17 protein-coding genes and 1 tRNA gene are annotated in these 19,578 nt (G+C 29.4%); 9 read left to right on the top strand and 9 right to left on the bottom strand.

Features of this window, described 5'->3' with window-relative positions; translation table 11 throughout:
* Window positions 1-70 precede the first annotated feature (70 nt).
* The 3 genes from EZH24_RS00395 to EZH24_RS13935 form a co-directional block, all read right to left on the bottom strand.
* Window positions 71-3,763, bottom strand: coding sequence for a type IIG restriction enzyme/methyltransferase (locus EZH24_RS00395; protein WP_137997159.1), 3,693 nt, complete (start codon window positions 3,761-3,763; stop codon window positions 71-73).
* Window positions 3,764-3,804: 41 nt separating this feature from the next.
* A tRNA-Gly gene (locus tag EZH24_RS00390) sits at window positions 3,805-3,876 on the bottom strand.
* Window positions 3,877-4,062: 186 nt separating this feature from the next.
* The gene (locus EZH24_RS13935; RefSeq protein ID WP_161976084.1) at window positions 4,063-4,203 is read right to left on the bottom strand and encodes a hypothetical protein; all 141 of its coding nucleotides are present in this window, start codon (window positions 4,201-4,203) and stop codon (window positions 4,063-4,065) included.
* Window positions 4,204-4,242: 39 nt separating this feature from the next.
* Here EZH24_RS13935 and EZH24_RS00385 point away from each other — a divergent pair, with 39 nt between their 5' ends.
* From EZH24_RS00385 to EZH24_RS00355, 7 genes are all read left to right on the top strand, one after another.
* Entirely contained in the window at window positions 4,243-5,517 is a 1,275-nt protein-coding gene (locus EZH24_RS00385; protein ID WP_137997158.1) for a PD-(D/E)XK nuclease family protein, read from the top strand.
* 21 nt (window positions 5,518-5,538) lie between these two features.
* Window positions 5,539-6,819 carry an InlB B-repeat-containing protein gene (locus EZH24_RS00380; RefSeq protein WP_137997157.1) on the top strand — a complete coding sequence of 427 codons (1,281 nt, stop codon included), beginning with the start codon at window positions 5,539-5,541 and terminating at the stop codon, window positions 6,817-6,819.
* A gap of 156 nt (window positions 6,820-6,975) precedes the next feature.
* Window positions 6,976-7,632, top strand: a complete 657-nt coding sequence (deoC, locus tag EZH24_RS00375; RefSeq protein WP_137997156.1) for a deoxyribose-phosphate aldolase — start codon at window positions 6,976-6,978, stop codon at window positions 7,630-7,632.
* Between the two features lie 38 nt (window positions 7,633-7,670).
* Entirely contained in the window at window positions 7,671-8,471 is an 801-nt protein-coding gene (locus tag EZH24_RS00370; RefSeq protein ID WP_137997155.1) for a nucleoside phosphorylase, read from the top strand.
* A 19-nt stretch (window positions 8,472-8,490) separates the two neighbouring features.
* On the top strand, window positions 8,491-9,294 hold the full coding sequence (gene udp, locus EZH24_RS00365) for a uridine phosphorylase (protein WP_137997154.1): 804 nt from the start codon (window positions 8,491-8,493) through the stop codon (window positions 9,292-9,294).
* A gap of 63 nt (window positions 9,295-9,357) precedes the next feature.
* The gene (locus EZH24_RS00360; RefSeq protein WP_137997153.1) at window positions 9,358-10,431 is read left to right on the top strand and encodes a BMP family lipoprotein; all 1,074 of its coding nucleotides are present in this window, start codon (window positions 9,358-9,360) and stop codon (window positions 10,429-10,431) included.
* Window positions 10,432-10,526: 95 nt separating this feature from the next.
* Window positions 10,527-11,594, top strand: coding sequence for a BMP family lipoprotein (locus tag EZH24_RS00355; RefSeq protein ID WP_137997152.1), 1,068 nt, complete (start codon window positions 10,527-10,529; stop codon window positions 11,592-11,594).
* A 57-nt stretch (window positions 11,595-11,651) separates the two neighbouring features.
* Here EZH24_RS00355 and EZH24_RS00350 read toward each other — a convergent pair whose 3' ends face one another.
* The 6 genes from EZH24_RS00350 to EZH24_RS00325 form a co-directional block, all read right to left on the bottom strand.
* Entirely contained in the window at window positions 11,652-11,924 is a 273-nt protein-coding gene (locus EZH24_RS00350) for a hypothetical protein (protein WP_137997151.1), read from the bottom strand.
* 89 nt (window positions 11,925-12,013) lie between these two features.
* The gene (locus tag EZH24_RS00345) at window positions 12,014-12,658 is read right to left on the bottom strand and encodes an OmpA family protein (RefSeq protein WP_137997150.1); all 645 of its coding nucleotides are present in this window, start codon (window positions 12,656-12,658) and stop codon (window positions 12,014-12,016) included.
* A gap of 46 nt (window positions 12,659-12,704) precedes the next feature.
* On the bottom strand, window positions 12,705-13,244 hold the full coding sequence (locus EZH24_RS00340; RefSeq protein ID WP_137997149.1) for an OmpA family protein: 540 nt from the start codon (window positions 13,242-13,244) through the stop codon (window positions 12,705-12,707).
* 119 nt (window positions 13,245-13,363) lie between these two features.
* Complete coding sequence (aroD, locus tag EZH24_RS00335) at window positions 13,364-14,131, bottom strand: type I 3-dehydroquinate dehydratase (RefSeq protein WP_137997148.1); 768 nt, start codon at window positions 14,129-14,131, stop codon at window positions 13,364-13,366.
* A 33-nt stretch (window positions 14,132-14,164) separates the two neighbouring features.
* Window positions 14,165-15,025 carry a shikimate dehydrogenase gene (gene aroE, locus EZH24_RS00330; RefSeq protein ID WP_137997147.1) on the bottom strand — a complete coding sequence of 287 codons (861 nt, stop codon included), beginning with the start codon at window positions 15,023-15,025 and terminating at the stop codon, window positions 14,165-14,167.
* A 21-nt stretch (window positions 15,026-15,046) separates the two neighbouring features.
* Complete coding sequence (locus EZH24_RS00325) at window positions 15,047-16,183, bottom strand: hypothetical protein (RefSeq protein WP_137997146.1); 1,137 nt, start codon at window positions 16,181-16,183, stop codon at window positions 15,047-15,049.
* A 187-nt stretch (window positions 16,184-16,370) separates the two neighbouring features.
* Here EZH24_RS00325 and EZH24_RS00320 point away from each other — a divergent pair, with 187 nt between their 5' ends.
* Window positions 16,371-17,441, top strand: coding sequence for a metallophosphoesterase (locus EZH24_RS00320; protein ID WP_137997145.1), 1,071 nt, complete (start codon window positions 16,371-16,373; stop codon window positions 17,439-17,441).
* Window positions 17,442-17,473: 32 nt separating this feature from the next.
* A partial coding sequence (locus EZH24_RS00315; RefSeq protein WP_137997144.1) for an ATP-binding protein occupies window positions 17,474-19,578 on the top strand: 2,105 nt, incomplete at its 3' end.

Here is a 19,578-nt window from a genome sequence, read left to right as displayed (position 1 = left end):
TTAAATTAGTGGAACATTTGCTTTTAAATAATTATGAATTTGTAAATCAAAAATAAGAAAATATTTTTATTTAACTAACACCATACAACTCGCAAACAAACTCGTCAACCTCTTCCTGCAATATCTTTAATTCTTTTTCTTCTTGCTCTTCGTTAATTAAATTATTTATTCTTCTTTCTTTAATATCTTTTCCTTTGTCGAATAAAATTTCCGATTGTTTTAATTGTTTTTGATTAGGTATAATAATTGGTAATTGTCTCACATCGTTTATTTGTAAATTAACCGTATTATTTATAAAAGTTCTTAAATAATAAAATAAAAAATAAGAATTCAATAATACTAAAAAATATTTGCTTGAAGTTTTATCGTATAAATTATATAAACTCATACTTGCCACATCGTTAATAGAAACTTCTTTATATCTTGCTTTTATATATTCCGAATTTGGATTTAAAACATTATTCCAACTAAACCCCTCTTTAAAATAAAATTGTGGGTTTCTCAGAACAGGCATGCCTTCGCCTTTTTTACCGCTATTTTCTTTAAGAAATTTAACATTGTTGCAATTCCAATCAATTGCAAATACGGTTGGCGAATACCATTTATTGCCTTCTTTATCGCCTTTATCGTAAGGAACAAAAGTTTTATTATTTTTTATTCCGTTTTCTTTTTCGTCTTTACTCAAATTATTAATATCCGCTATTTCGTTTTTTGAAACTATCCTATATATAAATCCTTGTCCAAAAATATCTCTTCCGTGTTTTTCTTTTAATAAATCAAAAAGTTCTCTTATTTCTTTTTCTTTCATTTTAGAAATATCATAATTAGTTTTATGTTCTTTATTAAAATAATTTATTTTTTCCAATCTTTGATTATAAACCCTTTCGGCGTCTTTTGTATTTTCAATAATTCCTACATATTTTCCGTTATTAGCCGTAGCCAATCCTTGCCCGCCTTCCGTTATTAAACCCAATAAAGTAATGTCTCCTTCTTTCAAAGAATTTCTATAATTTTCTAAAACGCTTTGATTTTTCTCTATATCTCTACTTGTTTTTATCAAATCCCATTTTTGACTAATAAGAGTAGAAGCCTCTTTTATAAATTTATTATAAAGTTGCATATTAAATTTGTTTGGAGTAAAGAAAATAGAATTTGGCGAATTGATAAAAACATTGATATTTATTTTTATAGAATTATTTTTTGATACGGGATTATCTTCTTTAGTATTATCCGAATAATAGAATTCATAATCTTTTAAATCCTTGTTTATAAAAGTGACAATTGCAGGTTCTACTTCGGCATGTTCAAAAACATTTCCCGTATTTATAATTTCCAATAAATGTTTGCTTTGTAGAATTTCTCTCAATCCTTTTTTACTTTGAATAGTTAAAAAACTGTTGGAGCTTATATAAGACAATATTGCATTATCTTTAAGTAATTTAATCCCTTTTATATAAAAATAATAGTATAAATCGTCTTGTATTCCGTATAATTTTTTATAATTAACCATATCCTCGTTTTTAATTTGTTTATTAGAAACATAAGGCGGATTTCCTATCACAATATCGAATTTATCAATCCCAAACATAATTCCGCTGTCGAAAAAATCGTAGCTTTTAAGCATATCGAAAGGATTATAATCTTTCAACTTCAAATTATATTCCGAATATTCTTTCAATAATTTCAAAACATTTTTTCTGATTTCTTTTTTTGTTTCAAAATCGGCATTGAAATAATCTCGCATATTTTTTATTAGCTCCGTTCTGTCCCAATTCAATTTCAAATTATTTCCGTTGTCGTTTTCTTCAAGCTCAATCAAACTGTTTGCGGGCAAAATCTTAAATTCCAAATTTGGAAGTATAGCCAAATCAATATAATTTTTCTCGACATAATAACTCGATTTTAATAATTCTATCCAAAGCCTCAATCTGCAAATATTTACCGAATTAGGATTTATATCGACTCCGTAAAGCTGATTATTTATTATATGTTTTTTCGCCGTAAATAAAATTTTTTGTATATTCTGTTTTTTCTCGTTAATCTCTCCCGCTTCCATATTATATTTATATTCTTCGCCGTTCATGTAATTAATAACAAGTTCGTCATCGAAAATATTGACTTCAATATCGGGAGACAAAACATGCAAATAACTTTTTATTTTTATAAGTTCGTTCAAGCAGGCAACCAAGAAATGTCCGCTTCCGCATGCTGGGTCGATTATGCTAATAGAATCGATTATATATTTAACATCGTCTTTAATTTTATGAATATTCGCGTCCACATAATTTTTTATTTCGTCAATATTCTTGAAATCCGAATTTTCAAAATATTTATTGAATTTATTGACAATCGCTTTTTCGATTGAATATTTTGCCATATACATTGTAATCGCTGGCGGAGTGAAATGCGAGCCGTCTTTATAACCGTTCAGTCTTTCAAAAACCAAACCCAAAACTGAAGATTTTATTATCGTATTTTTATTGATATTTGAATTATCGTTATTGTTGCCGCCGCTATTAAAGATATAACAATTCAAAAATCTTAAAATATATTCCAAAAATGTTAATTCTTTTTTGTCAAAATCTCTGTCTTTATACAAAACGCTTCCCGTCATTATTTTCATTTTCAAAGAATTATTTAATTTCGTTATTGTATTTGTTTTTTCTTTTTCCGTTTCCTCGAATAAAGAACTATTCAAATAAGGAATATGTTTATAATATTCGCTTTCTTTATTTTCCGTTATTCTTCGCTCTTTGCTTTTTGCCAAAACCTTAAAAAATAAAGTATATAAAAAAGAATAATCGACAATTTCGTTCGGGTTTAAAATATGCAAATTATTATCGTTTCTAAAAACTCTTAATTGGGCTTCGAGCATTTTCAAAAATAAAATTCTGTTAATCCATAAAATATTTAATTTCAAAGCCTCTTCAAATTTTTCTTCCGCACTTAAATCTTCGTCCAAAATATCCATCGTAAGTTTGATTAAAGTATTGTCGATTTTATTCAAAACTAATTTCTTATCTTTATTTTCTTCAAGCCCCATCATATAAATTATCTCTCTATAAAAAGTATTCGAGATAATATTAAAATCGTTATTTATTCTCAAAGAACAAATATTATAAGGACTCAAAAATCTGTATATAATTTCCGCGTCGTCCTCGAACAAATTAATCTTATAACCGACAACTTCGCGATTAATTTTTTCAAGTATAGTTTTTGAAGAATTATAAAAATCTTTGCTGTCGATGTCGATTTTCCTAACATTGAAAAAATTTATTATCTGTTTATTTTCCGAAATAAATTCAAAATCGCTTCTTAAAAATAAATACAAATTATAAAAGTCCGTTATTATCGCATGCTCTATACTAAAATCTTTATTCAAATCTTTTTTGGCTTTGTAATAATAAAGAACCGACTGATAAAAAGATTTATAATAATAATCGTTGTCTTTTATCATTTCGTTTTTGTTGTCGTAATTTTTAGTTTCGACAATCGCTTTTACTTCGTTTTTATATTTTATTGCCAAATCGATTTTTCCTTTCGTATTGCAATTATATTCGAATCCTCCGTTTAAAAAATCTTTCAATATATTTTTGCAATGTTCCTCGCTTTCTTTATTCTCTTTCGCTTTTTCAATTTCCTTTCTGTATATTTCAAGCGCGTCTTTGAATGTTTTTAATTCGTTTTCGTCAGATATAATTTGAGATTTAAGCAAATCTCTTCGTTTCAATAATTCTTCCGCTGTTTTTGTAATGGATTTCATAGATTTCGCATATAAAATATTTATAGAAGATTTTGATTATTAGCGGGCGAACGGAATCGAACCGTCATCTTTAGATTGGAAGTCTAAGGTAATAACCATTATACGACGCCCGCGCTTATAAATTAACATTTAGGATTTAAAAATAATAACATAAATAAAAAAAAAAGCAATAGTTTTAAAGTATAGTTTTTACATATAATATTTGAATTTTAAAGTAGAATTTTTTTAATAATTATGTTGACAAAAAATATAAACATGTTATAATATTTCCATTATGATTAGATTAAATTACTGTATATTTATCCCTTGCCTTGCCTTGCCTTGCCTTGCCTTGCCTTGCCTTGCCTTGCCTTGCCTTGCCTATGCCGATATTCTAATTTTTTATATATTTCAATTAGTTTTATTATTTCGTCAGGAAATATATCAAATATTTTTAACATTCTTGTTAAATCATTCGACTCGTCATTTAGGAGAATATTATGAATTACAATTTTAACGATTTAAAAATTTGCTATGAGAATATTTATCAAAGGGATAGAAAAAAAGTAATTTTGGCTAAAGAATATTTAAATTCTTTTTTAACAGAAGAGAGAATAACGAAATATAAAAAAGAGGCGGAAGAAGAAAACAAAAAGAATAGTTTTAATTTTGATTTCAATATTCTAAAAGTAATGTCTGAAAAATATTATACCGAAGATTTTCATTCGGATATAATAAAACAATTACTTAAAAATAAAGCATTTTTGAATCCTTTTCTTTCTTTTATAGATGTGGATTATAAACAATATAAAGACTGCGAAGTTTTAAGAGAGAACTGCATTAACTCGGACGAAGACAGAAGAGGAAGAATCGATATTTTAATCAAATCCAAAAAAAGAAAAAGAGCGGTTATTATAGAAAATAAAATTAATTGGGCGGGCGACACTTACAGACAATTAAAAAAATATTACGATTATATTTCTGAAAAATTTAAAGTAGATAGAATGGTTTATTTAGTTCCCGATTCGGGAAAAATACCTGAAAATCAAAGCATAGATGGAATTCCTAAAAAATTAATAAAAATCGTAGTCGGTTATGACGGCGGAGTAAACGATTTTTATACTCAATGCGTAAAGAAAGGAATAAAAAATTTAAAAATCAATTCAAAAAAAGAATGGTTCGTTTTGGCGGAACATTATTTGCAAATATTAAAAGAAAAAGGCGGCTCAAAAATGTCGTCTTTGGAAAAAGATTTTTATGAGGATATAAAAGCTAAAAATGAAAACCTTGAAAAAACTCATTTGATAGCTGATATATATAATGATTATAACAAAGGAGATTTTAAAATGGAAGTTTTAGAAAAAGATTTTTATGAAAACCTAATAAACAATAAAGGAGAATTGGATAAAGTTAAATTAATCGCCGAAATGTATAACGAATTAGGCAATATTAGAGCTAAAAATATGCGAGATATACATGGTGGTTCAATTACTCCTTGGGGAGGAAATCAATGGTTGGTTAATTGCGGAGGAAAAATTCCATATAAAGTGGATGTAGAATTTGCTCCCAATTCAACGAATATATTAATTTCTTCAAAATCAAAAAATGAAAAATCAAAAGAAGAAGATAGAAAAGTTATAGAGAATTTACTAAAGAAAAATAAATTATTTGGAGAAGTTGACGGAGTTTATTGCACAAAATCCTACCAATTCCCAGAAGAAGAAAAAGAACTTTATGAATATTTAGACAAACTTATTAATGTTTTAAGTAAATAATTTTATTAGAGGAGACTACAAATGAATAAAATTAAAAATTTTATTTTAATATTATTAATGCTTACGATATTAATGACATGTAAAAAAGACGATAATCCTCTTTCCCCTGAAAAAGAATATTATACCTTAAAAATTATCGTAGATGGAGAGATATCCGATTTATATGCTTATATTGATGGCGGTTGGTCGGATGGAGAATTCATTGAGGTTAATAAATATGAATATAAAATAATAAAGGATGCTATAGTTGTTGTTTCTGTTTCTCCTATTAATAATAATTATAGATTTATGAAAGTAGTTTGGGCGGGTGCTATACCAGAAAAGGAAAATAGTGAAAGTGCCAAAATTCTTATGGACTCGGATAAAAATGTATTAATAACCGTATCTGACGAAAAAACTACATTAACTGTAAAGAAAGAAGGAGAAGGAAAATTTATTGTAAAAACAAACGGTATTGATGTTCTATATGATTATGAATTTTGGAAAGGAACGGAAGTTGAATTAACTGCGTTACCAGATACATCTTATAAATTCGATAAATATATTATTAGTGATAAAGAAGAAGTAAAGAATGCTAATTTAACTTTAATTATGAATGAAGATAAAAATATTAAAGTGCTATTTAAAAACACATACACTTTAACTTTTGATTATAATGCATCTTACGCAGCTAGATATTTATTTGTAGATTTAAAATATCCAAATAATAACGGAGTTTATAAAAGTGATATAAAACCAAATACCACTTATGAAATTCCTACATATTTATCATCGATAGGTATAATAGTAGGTTATCCTGCAATCAATAGTCAATATAGAGCTGATAAAATAATTGTAAATGGTATTACAAGTGATTATAAAATCGGGTTTGTAATAGACAATCCAAATTATGAAGATAAACATATAATTATAACGCATCGCAAACGAAAAACAAATCTTATACTTAAAATTATTTGGCATTTACCGTCTACAGTTTCTTATAGATATTACCCAGGCGATTTATTTAATAGTTTAAAAATTAATAATAAAGAGGAAAGAGATTATGGCGTTAGTTCTGGAGAAAATTCCAAACATTATTCTTTTAATGAAGATGAACAAATACAAATGGAAATTTTAAAGCGAGTTAACGCAGGTGATGAAGAACCTATTGAAGTTGAAAAATATTCTGTAAATAATGGTAAATTCCAATACCCAACAGGTTATTCTCCTTTTTTTATAGGTTCACAGAAAGGATATCCTATACAACCTTACGAGCTAAAGGAGAATATAACTATAGATTTATATTATAAAAAAGTAAAGTAAACTATTAAAAAATTTTATTTAAGTTAAATATAAAACGGAACTCCAATTATGCGGGGTTCTGTTTTTTATTAAGTCAATATAAAAAATCATAAAATATTAAGATTTAATTTGACAATAATATAATCTTTTATATAATATTATTATCAGAGGTATAAAATGCAAAATATAAATCGATTAATAGACCACACAATCTTAAAACCAGAAGCTTCAATAGACGATATAAGAAGATTATGCATCGAAGCGAAAGAATATAATTTTTATTCCGTTTGCGTGAATTCCGCTTATGTCAATGTCGCTTATAATTTTTTACTCCACTCGGATGTTAAAGTCTGTTCGGTTGTAGGATTTCCTTTAGGCGCTATGATAAAAGAAGCAAAGGCTTACGAGGCTAAATTTGCGGTAGATAGCGGAGCGGAAGAAATAGATATGGTTATAAATATCGGACTCTTAAAAAGCGGTAAGATAGATTTGTTTGAAAGAGATATAAAAAAAGTTCGAGAAGCTTGCAAAGCGTCCGTTCTTAAAGTAATAATTGAAACTTGCCTTTTAGACGATAAAGAAAAAATATTGGCTTGTAAAATAGCGAAAGAATATGGAGCTGATTTTGTAAAAACTTCAACAGGATTTTCTACGGGCGGAGCTACCGAGCATGATATCGAGCTTATGCGAAAAACGGTTGGCGATAAAATGGGAGTCAAAGCTTCTGGCGGAATAAAAACCTACGAAGACGCTATAAAAATGATAAACGCTGGAGCTAACAGATTGGGAACGAGCAGCGGAATTGCAATAATGAAATCCGCTAAAGATAATTAATGAAAGAAAGTTAATCATAAATAGGAATTTAAATTTTTATGGAAGCTAAATATAAAGGTGCATTTTATGATAAGGAATCGGATAAAAAGGGACTTCTTCAATATCATATCAAATTAAAAAAAGGCGATGTCGCAAGATATGTCCTTTTGCCAGGCGACCCAAAAAGAGTCGGTTTCATAGCAAAATATTTAGACGATGCGGTTTTGAAAGCGGATTATAGAGAATATGTTACGGTTACGGGCAAATATAAAAATATTCCCGTTTCAATCACTTCCACTGGAATTGGAGGACCTTCCGCCTCGATTGCGATGGAAGAATTGATAAAAATCGGAGCGGACACTTTTATCAGGGTTGGCACTGCGGGAGGATTAAGTTTAAAAGTTCAATCTGGCGATTTGGCTATAGCTCAAGCGGCTATAAAAGACGAAGGAACTTCAAAAGAATATATTCCGTTCGAATATCCAGCGATTGCAAATACCGACATAATTTTTGCATTACGAGACGCGGCTAAAGAAAAAAATTATAATTATCATATAGGAGTCGTTCACAGCAAAGATTGTTTTTACGGAGAGACAGAGCCTCAAAATTCTTTTTTTAGAGAAAAATTTGAAAATAATTTGAAATACTACACTTTATGCGGAGCGATTGCATCCGAAATGGAATGCGCCGCTTTATTTTCATGCGCCGAGCTTAGAAAAGTGCGAGCGGGAGCGATTATGCATATAGTCGAAAATACTATGATTGAAAGACTCGGAACTCATTTGAATTATTCGAGCGATATAGAAAATATGATATTAACGGCGTTGGAATCTATAGTTATATTGGATAAGAAAAGTTGAAGTTTGAAAAGGAATTATTATGTTTGAATATCCGAAAGCCTATTATGAAGAAAATGAAAATCTCGTTCATCATCTCAAATTGAAAAAAGGCGATGTTGGAAGATATGTCATAATGCCTGGCGACCCGAAAAGATGCGAAAAAATTGCAAAAAGATTCGATAGTCCAAAATTGATTGCAGATTTTAGAGAATATGCGACTTGGACGGGATATATTGACGGAGTAAAAGTTTCGGCAACTTCGCATGGAATTGGAGGACCTTCTACCGCAATAGCTTTGGAAGAATTGATTAAAGTGGGAGCGGACACATTCATAAGAGTCGGAACTTGCGGAGGAATGAATATGGATGTTTTGCCCGGCGATATAGTGATAGTAAACGGCGCTATAAAATTGGGCGGGACTATGGATAATTATATTCCAAAAGAATTTCCATGCATTCCAAATATAGAAATTTTGGAAGCTATGATTGAAGCGAGTAAAAATATAAAAAATAAATCTCATGTTGGAATAGTGCAATGCAAAGACGCTTTCTATTCCCAACATGCTCCAGACAGTATGGCTGTGGATAAAGAATTATTATATAAATGGGATTCTTATATAAAGGCTGGAGCTTTGGCTTCGGAGATGGAATCCGCCACTTTATTTGCCATAGGTTCTTCTAAAAATGTTCGGACGGGAGCGGCTATGCTCGTTCTTCATAATCAGGAGAGAGTAAAAAATAATATAAACGATAAAAAAGATTATACGGGAGAAGAGGCTATAGATTTGGTTATTGAATCTATAAAAGTCCTTATAAAAAAAGATAATGCTAATTTTACGAATTAATTAATTTTTATTGATTAATTATAAATAAATAAAAAATGCCATAATATTGGCGAGGAGAAAAACATGAAAAATTTTTCAGCGTTAGTCGTAATGATATTGATTGTATCTATACTTTCAATATCATGCGCAGACAACAAAAAAGGTTATGAGCTTGCCTTGATAACGGATATGGGAACCATAGACGACAAATCTTTTAATCAAGGCTCTTGGGAAGGTTTGAAAAAGTATGCCGAAGAAAAAGGCATAACTTATAAATATTATAAACCTACGGCGAAAGATACGGATTCTAAAATCGATTCAATATTATTGGCGGTTTCGGCGGGAGCAAAATTAGTAGTAACTCCGGGTTATTTATTTGAACCCGCAATATATAAAGTGCAAGACGAATACCCCGAAGTTAATTTTGTTATTTTAGACGGCACTCCTCAAGACGGAACTTATACGGATTTTAGAATAGAAAAAAATGTTTATTCGGTTTTATACGCCGAAGAAGAAGCGGGATTTTTAGCGGGCTACGGAATAGTTAAAGAAGGATACACTAATTTGGGAGTTATGGGCGGGATGGCGGAACCTGCGGTTATAAGATTCTGTTATGGATTCGTCCAAGGAGCTAATTATGCGGCTAAAGAATTGGGTATGAGAGCGGGCGGTATTAAAGTGGATTATACATATATAGGAGTTTACGACCCTACTCCAGAAGTTCAAACTACTGCGGCTTCTTGGTTTATAAACGGAGTTCAAGTTATATTTGCGCCTGCTGGAGCTGCGGCTAATTCGGTAATGGCTGCGGCGGAACAAAATAACGGTTTGGTAATCGGAGTCGATGTAGACCAAAGCGGAGATTCTCCTACGGTTATAACTTCGGCAATGAAAATGATTGGCGAATCCGTTTACAACGCGATAGATGATTTTTATAACGGTAATTTTCCAGGCGGGCAATCGGTGATTTTGGACGCAAAAGTTAATGGAATAGGACTTCCAATGGAAACCTCAAGATTTACAAAATTTACTCAAGAAGACTACGATAATATTTATCAAAAATTGGTTGACGGAAGTATAAAGGTTTTGAAAGATACGGACGCAAAAGATGTAAATAAATTGCCGTTGGATATAGTGAGAGTAAATTTAATACAATGATATTATTTTTTCTTAAGTTAGTTTATAAATTAATTTTTACCGATTAATTTAGATAAAAAATAAAAAATGCCATAATATTGGCGAGGAGAAAAAACATGAAAAATTTTTTAGCGTTAATCGTAATGATATTGACTGTATCGATACTTTCTTTATCATGTGAGGACAACAAAAAAGGTTATGAGCTTGCCTTGATAACCGATGTCGGCACTATTGACGACAGGTCTTTTAATCAGGGTTCTTGGGAAGGTTTGAAACGGTATGCGGACGAAAAAGGAATAACGCATAAATATTATCAGCCTACCGAAAAAACTACGGACGCCTATATCGACTCGATAGATTTGGCGGTTGCGGCGGGAGCGAAAATAGTGGTAACTCCGGGATTTTTATTCGAGCCAGCGATATACAAAGCTCAAGATACTCATCCCGAAGTTAATTTTGTTCTTTTGGACGGAAGCCCTCAAGACGGCACTTACACGGACTTTAGAATAGAAAAAAATGTTTATTCGGTTTTCTATGCGGAAGAACAAGCGGGATTTTTAGCGGGCTATGGAGCGGTTAAAGACGGATATACTAATCTGGGATTTATGGGCGGAATGGCGGTTCCAGCGGTAGTTCGATTCGGTTATGGATTCGTTCAAGGCGTAAATTATGCGGCTAAAGAATTGGGAATAAGAAATGCTAAAGTAGATTATAATTATCTCGGCGGTTTCAATCCGAGTCCAGAAATTCAAACCAAAGCCGCTTCTTGGTATAGAAACGGAGTTCAAGTTATATTTGTCGCTGGCGGCGGAGCGGGAAATTCCGTAATGGCGGCTGCGGAACAAAATAACGGTTTGGTAATCGGAGTCGATGTAGACCAAAGCGGAGAATCTTCTTCCGTTATAACTTCGGCGATGAAAATGATTGGCGAGTCCGTTTATAATGCGATAGACGAATTTTATAAAGGCAATTTTCCAGGCGGGCAGTCTGTGGTTTTGGACGCTAAAGTTCATGGAATCGGACTTCCAATGGAAACCTCAAGATTCATGCAATTCAGTCAAGAAGATTACGATAATATTTATCAAAAATTGGTTGACGGAAGTATAAAAGTTTTGAACGATACGGATGTTGGGGACGCTTCTCAATTACCTTCGGATTCCGTGAGAGTGAATTTGATACAATAATAAATAATTTATTGTCGTTGCGAGTATTTTTTAAATCTCGCAATGACTAATTAATTATTAATCTGAAAGATTGAATAAAGCATAACTTAAATAAAATTCCAATTTAGAAATATTTTTAGAAACTTTTTTTATATCTTTATTTTTTTTATATTCTTTTAAAGAAATGATTAAATCTTCAATCAAATTTTTTGCAAAGTTCATTTCAAATTTATTTAATTTTTTTTCTATTAAATTTATTTTTTCTATAAAATCATCGTCTATATTATCCGCCCCCGAAAAAACTAAATCGGATAATAAAATTTGAAGTTCATTAAAAATCTCTAAAATCATAATTTTTTAAGCGTTATATTGACAATAAAAAACCTCATGTAATTTTCGTTTGCTAAAAATTTTACATGAGGTTTAATTCGTAAATAAAATTAATTTCCCATGTATGTAGTTTCTTTTCTCATATCCAATCCTAATACAAAATCGCTATAAACTTGCAAATCTTCATCGCTCGTTATAACTACAAATTCGTTTCTTCTCAAATCATCTTGATTAGGATATTCGGGAAGGGATTCTCCCAAAGGGCTTTCCATAAGTCTGTTTTCAGCAATTCCGCTATTAACCAGATATATTTTAGCGTTTCTTGCCCTTTCAACCGATAGATTATAGTTATAAGGATAAGCTATGCCCATATTGCTCGTATGCCCTTCTATTATTATAGTGACATTTTCATTCATATTCATGAACTCTATAACCTGTCCAAATGAAACGGGAACATTCGCAGGCATATTAGTCGAAGCAAAATCGTATATAGCTCTTGTATCGACCACGAGTATTTTTCCTCTTTCGGTTTCTCTTATAGAAATTCCCGCTGGAAAAATTAATTCGTTTCTATTCGTATCTGGCGTTGGTTCTTCGGCTACAACTACTGGGGGGTATTCATCGACAACTTCCTCTACAGGCGGTGGCGGAGGAGCAGGTTCGGGCTCTTCCACAACTGCGGTTTGAGTGCTTTTGCATGAAATTACAAATATCAAAGGAATTATTAAAATAAAAATTAGTAAAAATTTTTTCATAAAGTTTAACCTAAATCCTTATTTAATTTTTTATTTATACTGAAAGTTATTCGGTTTCTTTATTAACATCGAGAGTTTTAGCGAAATCGTTATATTTTTTCAAATCGTCTTCGTTCATTATAATTATGAATTCGCTTCTTCTGTTGTTTTCCAATTCTGGATATTCTGGCAAAGCTTCTCCGAAAGCGTTTTTCAATAATTTGCTGTTTTGAGCGCCCAATCTTATCAAATAATTATAACTTTTATCCGCTCTTCTTTGAGATAAATTATAATTATATTGAGCGCTTCCTTCTTTACTCGAATTTCCTTCCACCATTATTCTTATACTCGGATTATCGTTGATTATTTGATAAACCAAATTATAAGCGTCTTCATAACTTCCAATTTCTATACTTCTGTCGAATCTGAATTTCACTTCTCTTCCGTTAGATAAATTTAGAACGCTTCCCCTTGGGGTTTCCCTAACGCTTACTCCGTTTGGAAGTTTTAATCCCGCGCTTTGTTCTGGAGTAGTTTTCTTTGGAGTGGTTTCGCATGCCACAACTACGGCAAAAATAACCGATAAAATTAACGCTATATTTTTCATTTTACACCTCGCAAAATATTTTATTTATATTTTTAGAATATATATTATATATAATCGGAAAATATATTATTAATTATAATAGGGAAATATATTTTTATCAATATAATAAAATGATAAATTTAAATAAAATTATCGTAAATATTATCCAATATGTATTTTAATTTCATAGCTTCGAGTTGTCCTGGAGCCGAAGAAGATTTAGCCGATGCAAATGTCATTACCGAGCCGAATATTCTTGTTATAATTCCAAGTTTTCCCATCGATATCGCGATTATCGGAAAATCTTTTATTTCGGTTATAGCGTCAAGCAAAACTATTGCATCTTTTTTATTTTTCGGCATATAAGCCACTTTCACAATATCGCATTTTAATTTTATCATTTTATTTATTAGCGAAATTATATATTTTTTTGAAGGAGTTTTATTAAAATTATGATTCGACAATATAGTTTTTATATTTTTTTCTTTTGAAAGTTTTATTAAATTTTTTATATCTTTTTCTTTTAAACTTAAAATTTCCAAATCGATTAAATCGAAACATTTATTTTCTATAACCTCTTTATAAATATTTATTATTTTGTCGTAAGAATTATTTTTTATTTTTCCGCCTTCCTTATCGCTTCGCAATGTAAATAATATTGGTTTATTCGTTATTTTTTTTATATCTTTTGATAAATCTATTATATTGTCGTTTATATTTTTTTCATCGTTTTCAATAATATCTTCCAAATAAAAATCCGCTCGAAATTCTATAATGTCGATTGGCAATTTGTTTATATATTTTATATATTTAATAATTTCTTTTTCGGTTTTTTCAATAACGGGAACGCATATTTTCGGAGCGCCGTTTCCAAGTTTGATATTTTTAATTTTTATAATATTTTCCATCTTATAACCTTTACCAAATTATTTAAATCAAATTTATTTAAAATAATTAAATATAATTTCTTTAATATAATCAACGGGTATTTTTTTATTAGTCCAAAGCTCGAAAGACAAAGCTCCCTGATATAAAAGCATTCCGATTCCGTTTATAATTTTGCATCCTTCTTTTTCCGCAATTTGAAGCAATTTTGTTTTTGACGGATTATAAATAATGTCGCTTACTATCAAATCTTTTCTGAAAAAACTTTTATCTTCAATCAATGAAAAATCTTCTTTCATTCCAACGCTTGTCGCGTTTATGAGCAAATCGCTTTCTTCAACTTTTCTTTTCAAAATATTTTTATCTTCCAAAGAATTTAATTCTATATTGCAATTAGTTTTGCTTGCAATATTATCCAGTATTTTTTTTTGCTCTTCCCAATTTTTATCTCTTTTGAATACGAATATATTTTTAATTCCCTCAAATACCGCTTGCGAAATTATCGCAATAGAAGCGCCGCCCGTCCCTAAAATTGTAATGTTTTTATCTTTTATAAATATTTTTTCTTCTTCCAATGATTTGAAAAAACCTTTACCGTCCGTGCTGCAGCCTTTTAAAATTCCATTATCGTTTACTATAGTATTTACGCTTTGAGAGAGTTTTGCGGTTTCGGAGATTTCGTCCAAATATTGAATAACCTCTTTTTTATTCGGCATAGAAAGATTGACTCCGCGCATATTGAGAGTTTTTATAGATTGCACCGCGTCTTTTAAATTATCTTTATTCACTTCAAAAGACAAATATGCGTAATTTAGTCGCAACTTTTCAAAAGCGTTATTGTGAATTATCGGAGATATGCTATGAAAGGAAGGCGAAGCGAATAATCCCGTTAATATTGTTTTTGAATCTATTTGCATTTATAAAAACTCCGTAATTTTTTATTTGGAATTATAAGCTTTTATTTTATTAATCCAATCTTTATATTCTTCGTCAGAAATTTCATTCAAAATTTTAAGATAAGGATTAAGTTTTGGATGCAATTTAGTAAAATAACTCGCATCCCATTTAATAGCTTTATTCCACATCCCATCGCTATCCATAATAATTATACGCGTGTTTTCAATATCTTTTGGAATTTCTTCTGGTCCCATATCTCCGTAAATTATATTATTCAAATCGAGTTCGCCGTTTTCATCTTCTATTTTGTATTTTCCGTCTATATCTAAAGCGTATATCGTGTAGTATTGCTGATGCGCTTGAGTTTCAATAAATTCTTTCGGGTATTCTTTTCCCGTAGCGATATTATAAATCGTTTCGTTAAATTCGTATCCGTCAATTCCGTATCTTTTTAATAAATCTTTTTTATATAATTCCGCTTCCATTAAAGTTATAAGATAATAACAGTTGCTTATATCGGCGGTTTCGATAAAAAATCCTCGCTCGACTTTTGGAGATAAAATTAATATCTTTGTAATATTGCAGGCTTCGGCGGCGACATGCAAATAACCCAAACCCTTATTATAATTCTCCAAATATTCTATATATTCGACAGGCTCTAAACTTTTAAAATACTTTCTTAATGGACGACTTCCGCAGGCAATAGTCATTATCGGAGCTACCATCATATCGATTCCCAAAAACGCTTCCAATGGTTTATAATCGAGTCTATACATTATTTCCAAATTCAAATTGGCAAAATCGTTTTCGTTTAATTCGTCTTCGTCCACATTATAAAATTGGGAAACATTTTCGATAAATCTGCAGGCATAATCTATATTCTTATAAAATAAATCTATTATTCTTTTTCCAATCTCTTCGTCAATTTTGTCTGTATGATAAAAAGAGTGGGCGATAAAATTAGCGGCGCTATAGGATTTTAAAATATCCATGTTTTCTAATTCTAATGAAAGTTCTTTGCAAATTTCAAATTCTTCTTCATGATTATGATTATTTTTTGAATATTCTTTTAATTTTAAAAAGTTTTCGTTTTTAGAGATTAATTTTTTATTTAAAACTTCGTCCGCGTTCGATTTTTCTTTGGCATATTCGATATATTTTTTTACTAAATCGTTCATTAATAAACCTCTTAAAAACTAATTAAAATTAAATTAAAAATATTATAAATCATATTTCAATTAAAATCTATTGATTAATTATTATATTTACTTTATAATACAAAAATACAGTCGTTAAATTTTTTTAAATAAATTGATTAATAAAAAATTTTTTGAATAAAATAAAAATAATTAGAGAAATTTTATTATGCCGAAAATATTAATAGCTTCGGATTTGCATTTAAGCGAATCTGAAAAATCTTATTCTTTTTCTGTGTTTGAAGAAATTTTAGAAAACGCTAAAAATTATGACGCTTTATTTTTGCTCGGAGATACTTTCAATACATTCGAGGATGCTGAAAAACTTAAAGAAGAATTTTCAAAAAAGTCCGAAATCTATGATAAAAATATTTACTTGCTCAAAGGGAATCATGAATATTTAAAATCTGGCGGAATAGCTTTAAGCAAATTAAAATTCGCAGATAATATAAAAATAATAGAAGAAACAGATTTTATCAATATAGAAAATTTGGATATAGTCGCAGTCGCTTACAATGAAAATTATAATTTAGGTAGTGATTTTATAAAAGAAATTGAAAGTTTAAAAGAAAAAAACAGAATATTTTTTGGGCATGGAATTGTCGAAGGAACTTTATGGGCGATTGAAGAAAACGAAGAATCCGCTTTCATACCGATTGAAATAATTAAAAAAGTAAATCCCAATCTTGCCGTCATAGGACATATTCACAAACAAATGGAAATAAATATTGAAAATATAAATATAATATATTCTGGTTCGGTAAGAGTTTGGAGAAAAAGCAAATCGGAAATGGGAATTAGAAAATGTTTGGCTCTCAATATAGACGATAATTCTATAACTAAAAAATATATAGATTTGAAATCCGCTGGAGAATATAGAGTTTATAATTTGAATGTAAGCGAAATGGAATCTAAAATTGAAATTATATCTAAAGATTGGAGCAATAAAGATATAATCGACATAAATATTTACGGAATAATAGAAGACGAGATTCAGCTTGAAATTAAAAAGAAAGAAATTATAAATAAATATTTGGAATTTGTCCGTGAGATAAATATAAAAAGCTCTAATTTATTTTTTCTTGAAAACGCTTTAAATGAAAATATAATAAAAGAATTTTTGAATATTGCGAACGAATTTGAATTTAAAAACAATAACGAAGAAGATTTGGAAATTGTCGAACTTGCAAAAAGAATCGGAATTGAAAAGATTTCTTTGGCATTACAAAATAATAAGTAAGAAATAAAAAATAATAAATTAAGTTGGAAAATATGATTTTAAAATTAAATAAATTCGGAAAATTTAAAAATCAATCTTTTAAAATATCGGACGGAATTACTTTATTTTACGGAGAAAACGAATCAGGAAAAACGACAATATTCGATTCTCTTATGTTGTTATTTTCGGAAAATAAAAGAGTAAGCGCGTTTTCAAAACAAATAAAATTAAGATACGGAAACGATATTGATATTTCTTCAGAGCCAAAAATCCCCGACAATTTAAAACTTCATCCTCAATCTTACAATAATTTATACGCGATAAGGCAGAGCGAAATAATTTTTGAAATGTCGGATAGCAAAAAAGATTCCAAAGATTGGGAAAGCGAAATAAAGAAAAAATTATTTTCTTCGGATATCGACATCGGGAAAATGGTTTCGGAAATAAAAGCGGAATATTCGGGGAAAGCTCAAAATTCTATTCATTATAAATTAAATATTTTGGCGAACGAAAAAAATGAAATTGATAAAACATTAAATAATTTATACAATAGAATAAAAAATTCGGTTAATAAAAAAGATAATTTAAAAGAATTGAAAGAAAATTTATTTTTGCATGAAAATATTTTAAAAGAAAAAATCGAAGAACAAAAAAAATTATATTCTTTAATGAAATCGAAAAAAGAATCGGAAACAAAAATTATAAAACTCAATCTACTCAAACAAATAAACAATTTCAATAAAGCGGACGATTTTTTAGGCAAGAATATAATTTTTAAAAACGATTATTCCAACGAAATAAACGGCAGAACGAAAAAAATTGAAGAATTAAAAACAAATATGTCGTATCTAAACGGAAAAATTGAAGCTTTGAAAAAATCGGCGGACGAAAAAGAAAAAAGAAAAACCGATTGCGAAAGCGTAAAAATAAGAATAGAAAACGCTTTAAAAAATTTAAATAAAATCGAAGAGTCGATTCAAAAAAATAAAAAAATTCCAAAAATAATATTTTTTATTATAATCGCTTTTATCTCTTCTTTGCTCGCTTTATATTTTAAAAATCCATTATGGCTTCTTATTATTCTTCCAGCAATTCCTTTTATGTTTATTAAAGGATGTTTAATAAACGAAAATAAAAATTCTAAATTTGTAAAAGATATATTGGAAAGTTTACCCGAATTAAATATTGAAGAAACGGATATTTTAATTTTGAAAGATATATTAAATAAAGAACTTGCCAAAATTGAAATTATGATGCAAGAAAATAATGATGAAGAAACTAAAAATTATAATCTTGAACTTGAAAATAATTTAAAAGAATTTGAAAATGAAAATAATGCGCTCGCTCGACTTTTCGACAAATTAAAAGTGAAAAATAAAGAAGAATATTACGAGATAAAATATAATTACGATTTATTATTGAAAGAAGCGGAAGAAAATTATAAAAAATTAATTGCCGAAGCAAAAAGGCTCGGATTTCAAAATATAGATTTGCTCGAAACGGATTGCGTAAGAATTTTGAAAGAACTTGACGATAAAGGAGTTAATCCAAACGATTATAACGAAATGGAAATAAAAAAAATAGAAAACGATTTGAAAGATTTGGAAGCGGAAATAAATATTTTGAAAGAAGAGATAAATAAAATAAAAAATAATATTTCGTATATCGAAGGCGAACTCAATAACTCCGATAATATTCATGCCGAGATAATAAACTTTGAAAGCAAGTTAGCTCGAATAAAAGAGGAAATAATTAATTTGAATAAAAGAAGAAAGGCTTTGAAACTTTTGGAAGAGATGCTTTTTAGCATAAATAAAAAAAACGATAATATATTTCAGTCGCTTTCAAAAGATGCAAAAGTTTTATACAATCACATTACGGGGAAAAAATTATCGGACGAGGGAATAATAATGTCTGGTTTCGATAAAGATAAAATCGTTGTCGCCGATAAACAAAATGAAATGCGAAATGTCGAACTTCTATCTTCCGCAACAAAGGACGCCGTTTATATAGCGATGCGTCTTTCAATACTTACAAAAATTCATCAAGCAGGAAGATTGATAATGCTTGACGACCCTTTTATAACTTTCGACAATAACCGAACAAAAGAGGCTTTATCGTTTATAAAAGAATATTCCAAAAACTATAATATTCCCGT

The organism is Brachyspira catarrhinii, from assembly GCF_005518285.1.
Lineage (GTDB): Bacteria > Spirochaetota > Brachyspiria > Brachyspirales > Brachyspiraceae > Brachyspira > Brachyspira catarrhinii.
The sequence above is the reverse complement of the archived record's forward strand: the minus strand, read 5'-3'. Positions and strand labels throughout refer to the sequence as shown.